Genomic DNA, 11,772 nt, shown 5'->3' with positions numbered 1-11,772 from the left:
TCAGTCCTCCGTGTCCTGCAGTTCGGTTTGCAACTGCCCGCGTTGCTCCAGAAGTTGGGGTGTGGGGTCGGCGTAGACGTGCGCGAAGAGTTCGAGGGGGTCCAGGAGTGCCTCGACGTCGATGCGGGCCCGCAGGTCCGCCGCCAGCGCCTCGGCCTCCGCTTGGACGGTCTCGACGTCCTGCTCGGTGAGGACCCCCTTGCCGCGCAGGTAGGTCCGCAGCCGGTCCACCGGGTCCGCCGCACTCCATCGACGCACCTCGTCGCCGTCCCGGTAGCGGTCGGGGTCGTCGGCGTTGGTGTGCCCCTCCATGCGGTAGGTGTGGGCCTCCACCAGGAAGGGCCCACGCCCGGACCGGGCGTGGGCCACGGCCGCGGTCAGCACCGCGAGGACCGCGACCAGGTCGTTGCCGTCGACCTGTTCGGAGCGGATCCCGTAGCCGACTCCCTTGTGCGCGAGGGTCGGTGCGGCGGACTGCTTCGCGAGTGGAACGGAGATGGCGTACTTGTTGTTCTGGACGAAGAACACGACGGGGGCGTGGAACACCGCGGCGAAGTTGAGGGCCTCGTGGAAGTCGCCCTCACTCGTGCCCCCGTCGCCGACGAAGGCCATCACCACGCCGTCCTCGCCCTTGCGGCGCGTCGCATCCGCCATGCCGGTGGCGTGCAGGAGCTGGGTGGCCAGCGGCGTGCAGACGGGTGCCACCCGCACCGTCGTCGGGTCGTAGCCGCAGTGCCAGTCGCCGCGCAGCAGGGTCAGCACTTCCACCGGGTCCACGCCGCGTGCCACCAGGGCCATGGAGTCCCGGTAGGTGGGGAAGAGCCAGTCCTGCTCCTGCAACGAGAGGACACCGGCGACCTGGCACGCTTCCTGGCCGCGGCTCGATGGGTAGACGGCGAGCCGCCCCTGCCGCGTCAGCGTGGTCGCCTGCTGGTCGAACCGCCGTCCCACGACCATCCGCCGGTAGGCCTCGCGCAGGGTCGCGTCCGGGGGCGCGACGTATCCCGGGGGCGGGGTGGCCGCGGTGCCGGCCTCGGTGACGAGCTGTACCGGGACCGCCGTGGGGAGCAGGGCTTCCGCCGTCCCTCCGCTGCGGGGGACGGGCACAGCTGTCGCGACGGGTGCAGCTGTCGTGACGGACATGCGGGGCACTCGCTTTCTCTGGCGGTTCGCCGGCGGTTCGCCGGCGGGGGGGAGGAGGAGGGCGTCAGACGTTCGCGGTGAGTTTCCGCGTGCGCTCCGGCCGTCCGTGCGGTGCCGCGGCCGGTGCCCGGTTGATCCAGGTGCGTTCCAACTTCGCCACCACGTCCGGGCTGTGCATCCTGGAGGCCTGCTCCAGTGCATAGCGGCTCATGTACGTGCGGAAGAGGTCGTCCGGCTCCTCCGCCAGGTGGACCATGCGACGGTTGCCGGGGACCGCGGGGTCCGCCAGCCGGTCGGCGGCCGCCGCCACGGCCGCGTCGACCGCCTCGGGCGGGACGACCTCGTCGCACAGCGTCAGGGCCTCGGGGCTGGTCGCCGCGACGTGCTCGCCGAAGAAGATCAGCCGTTGCGCCATCCGCCGCCCGACCACCCGTCCGAGCCGCATGTTGGCCGCTCCGGGGATGATGCCCTCCGCCAGCGCGGGCAGGGAGAAGTAGGCGTCGGATCCGGCGATCACCCGGTCGAGGACGAGCGCGACCTGGGTGGCGCCGCCGATCGCGAAGGTGTCGATCGCACCGACCCACGGCTTGCCGCTCGGGAGGTCGAACGGGGTGCCCTCCGCACCCTGGTGCAGACCGTGGACCAGCTTGCGGATGTAGCCCAGCTCCCGGCGGAGCATGAAGTCCACGAAGGAGATCTTCCCCTGGTAGAGGTCGGTCAGGTTGATCCCGGCGCCGAAGGCGCGCCGCCCGCTGTAGCGCGGGTGGGAGAGCACGCTGCCCCGCAGCACGCCCACGGACACCGTGTCGTCCAGGAGCGCCAGGTCCACGGCGGTCTCCAGGGCCTCGACCACCGCGTCGTCCTCGGCGTTGAGGACGTGCTGGTTGCAGATGGTCACCTCGGCCACGAAGCCGTCGCGGTGGATGACGGCCTGGCCGAGGTCCAGGTGCCCGGTCCTGCGGAACTCGGGGAGCAGGGCCAGCGCGCGGGGGGTGGGCGCCAGCATGGAGCGCAGCAGGTGTTCCCCGGGGGTGCGCAGGTTCAGCAGATGGGCGAAGAAGAGCCCCTGGTCGACCTCGCCGCTCGACTTGGCGGATTGGGGGACCAGGCGGTCCGCGGCCGCTCGCGCCCGCGTCGGGACCAGCCCTGGGTACCGGTCCGCCGCCGTGAACGCCAGTTCGTCCAGCCGGACCTGACGGCTCCGACCGGCGGTCAGTTCGTCGTAGACGCGGCCGGCGTGCAGCTCCATGAAGCGGTGGCGCGCCTGTCGTGCGTCACGGTCGATGTGCTCGGCACGGCCGCGCTGGGCGGGGGAGCGCTCGGCGCGCGGCGGCAGGTCGGCCGCGAGGTCCTCGCAGGCGTCGAGGTGGGCGCCGAGCAGGCGGGTGTCCGCGGCGTGGTCCCCGCGGAACTGCGGGGCCGCGGGCGTCCGCGCCGCCACCGTGTCGGATGGGTGGAGGCGCTGCGCCGGCTGTCGTGTCGACACGGGTGTTTCCATGGTGGGTCGTCTCCTCAGGATGGTTCTCGTCGTGCGGTCACCGCGCGTTGACCGGCCGTCAGGACGGGGACAGGCCCGACCGCACGATCGTCGTGAACAGGCCGCCGGTCGGGTCGTAGACCGCGTAGTGGTCTCCGGGGCCCTGGTGGACGCCGAACCTGCCGCCGACGTAGTCCCGCCAGTCCTGCATCACTGCGGGAGGGACGACAGGGTCGTCCGCAGCCGCGAAGACCCGGGTGTCACAGGGCAGCGGGGTGGTCCGCCCTGGACGGAACCCCGCGGCGACCCGCAGGTCGGTGCGCACGACGTGCAGCAGTCGGCGAACGAACTCCTCGTGCTGCATGAGGGGTTCGGGGACCCCGTTGGTGGCGCGCAGATGGTCGAGGAGTCGGTCGTGGGGGAGGGCGTGGAGGGCGGTCCCGGCAGGCAGGTGCGGGGGGCGGGCCCCGGAGATGAGCAGGACCCGTGGCAGGGGGTGACCCAGGTCGTGCAGGTGACGGGCCAGGGCAAAGGCGAGCAGGCCGCCGAAGCTGTGCCCGAAGAGCACGTACGGCGGTCGGAGCAGCGGCAGCAGTGCCTGGGCGGTCTGCTCGGTGAGTTCCTCCAGCGTGTCCGGCATCGGGTCGCCGAAGCGGTTCTCGCGTCCCGGGAGCTGGACCGGGAAGAGTCCCACGGATTCGGGCAGGTTCGCTCGCCAGGGGGCGAACACGCTCGCACCGGCTCCCGCATGGGGGAAGCAGAACAGGCGCTCCTTGGCCGGGTCGAGGTCGGGAAGGCCGAGGAGCCAGGGCGTCGGGGCGGTGGTCACGCGTCCCCTCCTGCGGGCGCGGCCGAGAGGATCTTGGCGATTCGGGTGGCGGTGCGGTTGTCCAGGAGGTCCACCAGGCTCAGCCCGCTGTCGGGGCACAGCCCCTGCAGGCGGCTGAACAGGTCGACCAGCAGCAGCGAGTTCCCGCCCAACTCGAAGAAGTCGTCGTCCGGACCGACGGCGTCCAGTCCGAGGCTCTCGGCCATGGCACCGAGGACGCCTGCCTCCAAAGGGGTGTGCGGCGCGGCGTGCTGGTCGGCGCTCCCGAACCCCGGTGCGGGCAGCGCCCTCCGGTCGACCTTGCCGTTCACGGTCAGCGGCATCTCGTCGAGCCAGACGAAGGCCGCAGGAACCATGTAGGACGGCACCCTGGACTGCATGTACGCGCGGAGCTCTGCGTCGGCAGCACGGACGTCGCCCACCAGGTAGGCGGCCAGCGCCTGACCGCCGGGTGCGTCGTCGCGCACCACCGTGGCGACCGCACGGACGCCGGGGTAGGCGGCCAGCGCCGTGTCCAGCTCGCCCAGCTCGATCCGGTATCCCCGGATCTTCACCTGGTCGTCGCCGCGTCCGAGGAACTCGAGCTCGCCGTCGGGCAGCCAGCGGGCCAGGTCGCCCGTGCGGTAGATCCGGCCGCCCTGCGGATCGAACGGGTCGGGCCGGAAGCGCTCGGCGGTGAGGTCGGGCCGGCCCAGGTACTCACGGGCCAGTCCCTCTCCGCTGAGCCACAGTTCGCCGGGGACCCCGACGGGCAGCGGTGACAGGTCCTCATCGAGGACGTAGGCCCGGGTGTTGGCCAGCGGACGGCCGATGGGGATGGTGGGACGGCTGGTGTCGACCGCCTCGATGGGCTTCCAGGTGGCGAAGAGCGTGCACTCCGTAGGGCCGTACACGTGCAGGAACCGTGTGTCGCCCAGATGCGGCAGCAGCTTTGCGGCACTGGCGGGTGAGAGTACGTCACCCCCCACGAGCAGCTGCCGCACGCGTGCGAGTTCCTCGGGGAACTGGTCGGCCGCCACGTGCAGCTGGGGGGAGACGAGCAGCAGGGTCGTGATGCGGTGCTGCTGCAGCGCGACCTTGAGCTGGTCGGGGAACGGCAGTCCGGAGGGCGGCAGGACCAGCGTCCCGCCGTTCAGCAGTGATCCCCACAGCGCCAGGAGCGAGGCGTCGAAGGAGAGCGGCGAGAGCAGCAGATGGACCTCGTCGGGACCGAGTTGCGCGTAGTCCGCGCCCTTGACCAGTCGGCTCAGCGCCCGGTGGGTGACCGCGACGCCCTTGGGGGTGCCGGTCGAGCCCGAGGTGTAGATGACGTAGGCCAGGTGCTCGGCGGTGGCCTCGACCACGGGGTCGGTCGTCGGCGCGGCGCCCGTCTCGGCTTCGTCCGCCGCGTCGAGGCACAGCACGTGTGCGGCGGTCGAGGCGAACGCGGCCTCGTGTGCGGTGTCCGTGAGGACGACACGGGCACGGGCGTCGTCGACGACGAAGGACGAGCGCTGCGCGGGGTGCTCGGGGTCGAGCGGCAGATAGGCGCCGCCGGCCTTGAGGACGGCGACGAGCGCCACGACCATGCCGACCGACCGGGGCAGGCAGATCCCGACCGGGACGTCGGGGCCTACACCGCAACCGATCAGACGGTGCGCCAGCAGGTTGGCCCGCGTGTTCAGCTGCCCGTAGGTGAGCCGTACGCCGTCGTGCTCGACCGCGGTCGCATCGGCGTCGCGGCGCACCTGCTCCTCGAACAGGGAGGCGGTGGTGCGGTCGCGGGGGAAGTCGCGCTCGGTGCGGTTCCATGCGCTCACCACCAGGGCGCGCTCCTCCGGCGGGAGCACGGGCAGAGCGGCGATCGGCGTGTGCGGATCCGCCACGGCTGCGGTGAGCAGGTGTTCGAGGCGCCGTACCATCCGCTGTGCCGTGACCGGCTCGTAGAGGTCGGCGTCGTACTCCAGGGTTCCGCGCAGGACCTCGCCGTGCAGGTCGAAGCTCAGGGACAGGTCCCGGGCCGCGGTGCCGAGGTGCAGCTCCACGGGGGAGCACGACGCGCCGTGGTAGTCAGGAGCCGCGGGCGCGGTGTCGGTTCCCCACGCGGCGAACCTGACCGGCACGGGCTGGCGCGCCGGATCACCGCAGGCCCCGGCCGGCGTGTCGAGCGATCCCGGCGGCAGCGCGCGGGCATGGGCGATGGCGCGTTCGCGTTCGGCCCGGGCCTGCTCGACGACGTCCAGGAAAGTCGGGTTCCCGTCCAGCCGGAGGCCCAACACGACGTCGGTCTCCGGCCGGCCCGGCCAGGCGTCGGCTGAGGAGGGCCGCACCGGCACCAGGAGCGGGATGTGGCGCTGGGCGGTGTGGCGGGCGAGCAACACGGCCAGGCCCGCGCACAGAGCGCTGTGCGCGTCGGGCGCTCCGGACAGCTCGCGCAGCCGGCGGGCCAGCGCGGGCGGCAGGGTGAAGCGCTCCACACCGCCGGTGCGGGTCGACCGGGGCCGGCGGGGCCGGTCCGTCGGCAGGTCGAGCACGGGGAGCGCCTCCGTCGCCCGCAGCCAGTGGTCCAGGTCGGCGGCGACCTCTTCGGCGGACGGCCCGCCGAGATGGGCCAGGACTGCGGCGCCGCGGTCGGTGTCGGAGGAGGCGGTGTCGGAGGGGGTGGTGCCGACGACCGGCGTGCCCAGGCGTAGCGCCGTATAGCCGCCGGCGTGCTCGACGAGGAACGCGTCCAGCATCACCGGGTCCAGGGCCAGGCGGTGGGCGACGGCCACCAGGACGCACTGCTGCTCGGAGACGCGTAGCACGCGGAGCCGGAGCAACGGCCCGCGGGTGAGGTCGAACGGCCGGCCGGCCTCCCGCACGGCGTGGGCGATCGCGTCCTCGCCCGTCACGCGCTCTTCGGCGAAGTCCACCTCCGTCCTCTGCCGCTCGGACAGCAGCCGGAGCGCGGTGCGGGCCGCCTCCGCGTCGAAGACGCCCTCGATACGGAGGCACCGGACCGTGTGGTGGGAGGGGTGCGACCAGGTGGCGGAGTCGGACTCGATCGGTGCGGATGTCTGGTGCGTCGAGGCCGTCACAGTGTTCCCTCGCTGGTGTCGCCGAGTGGTCGGAGTTCCCGCAGTCCGGCTCCCTCGGGACGCAGCACCGTCCGGACGGGGAGGCTCTTGATCCCTGCGATGAAGGTGGAGTTCAGGTGACACGGCTCTCCGGCCGGTTCGATCCGCTCGAAGTTCTTCGCGATCTCCTCGAACAGGACGGTCAGCGCCAGCCGGGCCATATGGGCGCCGATACAGCGGTGGGCGCCCACACCGAACGCGATGTGGCGGTTGGGGTGCCGGTCGGCGGAGAACCGGAAGGGGTCCTCGAAGACGGTCTCGTCGCGGTTGGCCGATCCCAGCCACACGGACACCGGCTGACCGGCGCCGATGGCGGTCCCGTTCAGCTCGACCTCCCGCGTGGTGTGGCGCAGCGCGTGGTTGGCGGGTGAGGACCAGCGCAGGATCTCCTCCACCACCGAGGCGGTGTTCCCGGTCTCCAGCCATCGAGCCTGCTCGCCAGGGTTCTCCATGAGGGCGAGCAGGCCGGCGCTCGCCGCGTGGGAGGTGGTGACGGTCGCTCCGATGAGGAGGCTGTAGGCGTTGAGGATCACCTCCTCCTGGCTCAGCGGCTCTCCGTCCGGGGCGGCCCGCAGCAGCACGCCGATGAGGTCGTCCGCATCCGCCCGGCCGGGGCGGGAAACCTCCGAGTGGAAGTAGAGGAAGATCTCGGCGTGGGCCCGTCTGAGCACGGCGGACCGCGAGGTGCCGGGGTCGGCGTAGTCGGGGTCCGACTCGGCGACGGCCGCGTAGGTGAAGTGCTTCAGCCGGTTCCACGACGACTCCGGGATGCCGAGCAGGAGTCCGGCGATCGCAATGGGGTAGAACCCCGCCTGCTCGGCGAAGTCCCAGACGTCCTGCCGGGCGCCGATCGAGAGCAGACGCCTGGCGAACTCCCTCAGCGCGGGTTCGAACGCGCGGACAGCCTGCTTGCCCAACGGCGAGGCGAGCGGCTCCTTCAGCCGCTTCTGCAGCGGCGGGTCGGTGACCGCGAGCATCTTGCCGCCGGCGATGTCCGTCTGCCCCAAGGTGGTCAGGATGTTGCCCCGCGCGGCGGTGAACTCCGCGTGTCCGGCGAGTACACGCGCCACGTCCGCGTATCCGGTGACCGCCCAGAACTCGGGCTTGCCGTCCCGAGGGCACTGCCGATGGACGGGCTCCTCGCTGCGCAGTCGCGTCCACACCGGATGCGGGTCGCCGACGCCGAAGAAGTGCGGATCGGAGAGATCGGGTCCGGGGTCGTCCTCCGCGACGGACCCGCCAGAGGTTATGCGCATGCTCAGCTTTCCCTACGACATGTTCGACATGGGTGAGTGCCTTGACGCTGGTGGTGCGGGCCGCCCCGCGGACGGCCTCAGATGTAGTCCTCCGCGCCGCCGGTCCTGACCGTGTCGAGCGTGAAGCAGTGGAAGCCGCCGCCGAACAGCCGACGGTGGCGGTGCTGCACCGGGACGACGGTGAAGCGGTGCTCCTCCAGGGTCCGGATCAGCGTCTTGCACGCGTCGTTGACCATGACGGTGTTCTCGTCGATGGAGAGGACGTTGAGGTCGATGTACGGGCTGGGCGGGATCGGGTCGCCGTTCTCGTACTGCGGGTAGTCGCCGATCTCCGGGGTCGGGGGGACGATCGTGTCCCAGGAGCGCAGCGCTTCGGGCAGGAAGTCCACCACGTCCGCGGAGCGGACCAGCAGCGTGCCCGGACGCAGGGGCACGACCACGCTGTCGATGTGACTTTGCGTCAACTTGTGCATGCGATGGACCCGGAAGCGCCCTTCGAGGTGGCGCTCCAGCCAGTCGCAGGCCAGCGCGTGGTTCGCGTTGGAGATGTTGACGACCAGGTCGCGTCCCAGCCGCAGGCAGTTGGCGGCGTCGATCATCGCCTCCACGCCGGCGTCGTAGGGGGACGGCTGCGGGTTCTCCGGCACCTCGATGTTGGGTGCGGCGTTCTCGTTGTGCGGGTCGAAGGAGGCGTCGGTCATGACCGGGCGCGGCATGACCGTCCACCGCGCACCCTGGGCGAAGTAGCCCATGAAGGTCGGCTTGAGGAACTGGTTCTCGAAGTACCGGGCGCGCAGGGTCGGTGGCGTCTCGATGATCTCGTCGCCCAGGATCAGGGTGTTGTCGCGGACGTTGAGCGGGGGCACCACCGCGGCGTCCCAGGCGGGGGTGGTCACCCGGGTGAGGTCGGCGGCGGGCTCCAGCGGACGGTGCACCGTCACAGAGAGGGCCTCCAACTGCTCGACCACGCCCTCGACGTCCTCGATCAGCTCCCGGAGCAGGCGCTCCTTGAGGGCCAGGCGGTCGGGCTCGTTGCGCCGGCGGCGGGCCTCGCTGTCACGCCAGGTCGACAGGCTCGGGAAGTAGCCGCGGGTGCCCGAGAGGTTGTCGCTGATGAACATGTCGAAGGACAGGTCGCGGATGCGGTCGGCGTATCCGTCCGCGGAGCCGACGATGATCTCCTTGAGGGGCGTGAAGTCGTCGAAGCTGTTGAGTCGCATGGGTGCCGTTCCCTTCTCGGCTGATGGGCATTCAGGATTCGGTGGCCGTGATCGCCTGCACCGGGCAGCGGCTCAGGGCCTCGTGCACGGCACCGTGCAGTTCGGTCGGTGGCGCCTCGTCCAGCAGGACGACGAGGCCGTCGGTGTCGTCCTGGTCGAAGACCTCGGGCAGGACCATGGCGCACTGGCCGGCCCCGATGCAGCTCTCCGTGTCCACGGATACGCGCACGTCATTCCTCCGTTGCAGGGGCCGTCACCAGGTGACGGGCAGGCGCCGTACTCCGTAGACGCTCATGTCGGTGGAGAGCGGGATGTCCTCGGCCGGCACGGCCGGGGCGAGTGCGGGAAAGCGCCGGAACAGCGCGGGCAGGGCCGCCCGCATCTCCATCCGGACCAGGTTCTGGCCGAGGCACTGGTGGATGCCGTAGCCGAAGGCCAGGTGGCCGGTGGTGCGCCGGCCGAGGTCCAGCCGGTCCGGCTCGTCCTGGAACCAACGCGGATCCCGGTTCGCGGCGGACAGGGACACCGTGACCGAGTCCCCGGCCCTGAGCTGCTGTCCGGCGAACTCCAGGTCCTCCAACGGGGTCCGCGGGACCCCGAAGTGGAAGTTCGACAGGTAGCGCAGCAGCTCCTCCACCGCGTTGTCCACCATCGACGGGTCGGCGAGCAGCCTGGCCAGTTCGTCGGGGTGGGACATGAGCGCGAAGGCGCTGAGCGAGAGCGCGCCCATCGTCGAGTCGTGGCCTGCCGTCAGCAGCAGCACTCCGACGCCTGCGATCTCCTCGGTGTCCAGTGTGCCGTCCTGGGCCAGCGCGGTGAGCAGTCCGGGCGCCTCGTTCGGGGACCGGCCCTCGGCGATCTTGCGCACGGCGGCGTAGAGCTGGTCCATGGCCGCGGCGGCCTCGGCGGCGGTGGACTGGAGGTTGAAGAGGACCCCGCTGTTGTGCTGGAACTCCGCCCGGTCGCGCAGCGGCACCCCGAGCAGCTCGCAGATCACCTGCGAGGGAAGCGGCCGCGCGAAGGCCTCGACGAGATCCGTCCCCGGGCCGGAGCGCTCCATCTGCGACAGCAGCTCGTCGACGATCCGGTCGATCTGCGGGCGGATCTCCTTCATCCGCCGCGCCGTGAACTGTCCGGCCAACTGCTGTCGCAGCCTGGTGTGCTGCGGCGGGTCCATGTCGACCAGCCAGCCCGGCATGGCGGGGACGCCGAAGAACGGGTCGATTCCCGGACGGTGTACCGGTGCCCGCTTGAACTCGGATCGGGCGCTGAAGCGCGGGTCGGTGAGCATCTGCCGTGCCAGCTGATGACTGGTCACCAGCCAGCCGACGTGACCGTCCGGGTAGCTCATCCGGCGCAGTGGTGCGGTCTCCTGCCCCTCCATCAGCTCCGGGGGCGGATCGAACGGACGGATACGCTCGGTCGGGTGCGCCGACACTCGGTCCGCAGGCATGGTCGATCTCCTTTGTCGCTCGGTGGGCTGCCGGAGGCTCAGTCGAGGTAGTCCTCGGCGCCGCCCTCGCGCACGGTGTCCAGGGTGAAGCAGTGGAAGCCACCGCCGAACAGGCGCCGATGGCGGTGGCGGACCGGCACGACGGTGAAGCCGTGGCGCTCGAGAGTGCGCATCAGCTCGGGATACGACTCGTTGACCAGAACCGTGTCGGGGCCCACCGAGAGCACGTTGAGATCGATGAACGGGCTGGTGAGGACCAGGTCGTCGTCCTCGTAGGTGGGGAAGCTGTCCTGGTCCGGCGGCGGGGCGATGATGGCGTCCCAACTGCGCAGGGACTTCGGCAGCATGTCCACCACGGCCTGGGAGCGGACCAGCAGCGTCCCGGGGCGCAGCGCCAACACCATGCTGTCGATGTGGCTGTCGCTGAGCCCGTGCACGCGGTGGATGCGGAACCTGCCCTCCAGGTGCCGCTCGAGCCAGTCGACGCCCAGCGCGTGGTTGTGCGTCGCGATGTTGGCGACGATGTCCCGGCCGAGGCGGAGGCACTGGGCGGCGTCGAAGAGCATCTCCTGGCCGACGTCGTAGCGCGAGGGCTGCGGGTCCTCGATCGGCTCGGTGGGCCCGCCGGCGGTGCTGGAGCGCGCGTACGACAGGTCGAAGGACGCGTCGGTCATCAGCGGCCTGGGCATGGTCGACCAGCGGGCGCCGCGCCGGAAGTACTCCTGGAACACCGGCTTCAGCAGCTGGGTCTCGAAGTACCTGGAACGGATCATCGGCGAGGTCTCGATGATCTCGTCCCCGGCGATCAGCGTGTTGTCCCTGAGGTTCAACGGCGGCACGACCGAGGCCGACCAAGCCGGTGTGCGCACGGTGGTGGTCGTCGGGTGGACGTCCGTCGGCCGGTGTACCGTCACCCCGAGCGAGGTCAGGGCATCGGCCAGCCCCTGGAGGTCCTCGTTCAGTTCGGCGACGTACCGCTCCTTGACGGGGACCCGGGTGCCGCCGGCCGACGGAGCCGCGTCGCGGGCCTCCAGGCGGGGGTAGTACCACTCCGACCGTCCGGCGCCGTTGTCCCCGGCGATATTGTCGTGGAAGAAGAGCTCGAACGAGAGCTCGCGCTCGTGCGAGGAATAGTTCAGGGCCGATCCGACGACAACCTCACGCAACGGCGACCATTCGTCGAAGCTATTGAGCTGCACGATTAACCCTTCGTCTTGGAAAGCCGCCGGTAAGGCGTCGTGCCGATGACGCTACCCGAGGCGGTGCGGCGCGGATCCGGACCTGGCAGCAAGTTGC

At 71.2% G+C, this 11,772-nt stretch carries 9 protein-coding genes; all 9 read right to left on the bottom strand.

Features of this window, described 5'->3' with window-relative positions; translation table 11 throughout:
- Complete coding sequence (gene pdhA / locus ABH931_RS32900; protein ID WP_370121626.1) at nt 1-1,143, bottom strand: pyruvate dehydrogenase (acetyl-transferring) E1 component subunit alpha; 1,143 nt, start codon at nt 1,141-1,143, stop codon at nt 1-3.
- A 64-nt stretch (nt 1,144-1,207) separates the two neighbouring features.
- Nucleotides 1,208-2,629: an enoyl-CoA hydratase/isomerase family protein gene (locus ABH931_RS32895; protein ID WP_370121623.1), complete on the bottom strand. Its 1,422-nt coding sequence runs from the start codon at nt 2,627-2,629 to the stop codon at nt 1,208-1,210.
- Nucleotides 2,630-2,699: 70 nt separating this feature from the next.
- Entirely contained in the window at nt 2,700-3,449 is a 750-nt protein-coding gene (locus ABH931_RS32890) for a thioesterase II family protein (RefSeq protein WP_370121620.1), read from the bottom strand.
- Nucleotides 3,446-6,508, bottom strand: a complete 3,063-nt coding sequence (locus ABH931_RS32885) for an amino acid adenylation domain-containing protein (protein WP_370121617.1) — start codon at nt 6,506-6,508, stop codon at nt 3,446-3,448. The genes ABH931_RS32890 and ABH931_RS32885 overlap by 4 nt, the downstream gene beginning before the upstream one ends.
- On the bottom strand, nt 6,505-7,803 hold the full coding sequence (locus ABH931_RS32880) for a cytochrome P450 (protein WP_370121614.1): 1,299 nt from the start codon (nt 7,801-7,803) through the stop codon (nt 6,505-6,507). Before ABH931_RS32880 ends, ABH931_RS32885 begins: the two co-directional genes overlap by 4 nt.
- Before the next feature lie 77 nt (nt 7,804-7,880).
- On the bottom strand, nt 7,881-9,023 hold the full coding sequence (locus ABH931_RS32875) for a glycine amidinotransferase (protein ID WP_370121611.1): 1,143 nt from the start codon (nt 9,021-9,023) through the stop codon (nt 7,881-7,883).
- A gap of 31 nt (nt 9,024-9,054) precedes the next feature.
- Complete coding sequence (locus tag ABH931_RS32870) at nt 9,055-9,252, bottom strand: ferredoxin (RefSeq protein WP_370121608.1); 198 nt, start codon at nt 9,250-9,252, stop codon at nt 9,055-9,057.
- Between the two features lie 24 nt (nt 9,253-9,276).
- On the bottom strand, nt 9,277-10,476 hold the full coding sequence (locus ABH931_RS32865) for a cytochrome P450 (protein WP_370121605.1): 1,200 nt from the start codon (nt 10,474-10,476) through the stop codon (nt 9,277-9,279).
- A 38-nt stretch (nt 10,477-10,514) separates the two neighbouring features.
- A complete protein-coding gene (locus ABH931_RS32860; RefSeq protein WP_370121602.1) occupies nt 10,515-11,675 on the bottom strand; it encodes a glycine amidinotransferase in 1,161 nt (386 codons plus the stop codon).
- Between the last annotated feature and the right edge of the window lie 97 nt (nt 11,676-11,772).

The organism is Streptacidiphilus sp. MAP12-33, assembly GCF_041261265.1.
GTDB lineage: Bacteria > Actinomycetota > Actinomycetes > Streptomycetales > Streptomycetaceae > Streptacidiphilus.
This window is presented reverse-complemented; position numbering and strand designations above follow the sequence as displayed.

What these genes read in the sequence shown, in the direction of transcription:
- ABH931_RS32865 (WP_370121605.1), bottom strand. Translation starts at nt 10,476, where the DNA reads ATGCCTGCGGACCGAGTGTCGGCGCACCCGACCGAGCGTATCCGTCCG.
- pdhA (WP_370121626.1), bottom strand. Translation starts at nt 1,143, where the DNA reads ATGTCCGTCACGACAGCTGCACCCGTCGCGACAGCTGTGCCCGTCCCC.
- ABH931_RS32875 (WP_370121611.1), bottom strand. Translation starts at nt 9,023, where the DNA reads ATGCGACTCAACAGCTTCGACGACTTCACGCCCCTCAAGGAGATCATC.
- ABH931_RS32880 (WP_370121614.1), bottom strand. Translation starts at nt 7,803, where the DNA reads ATGCGCATAACCTCTGGCGGGTCCGTCGCGGAGGACGACCCCGGACCC.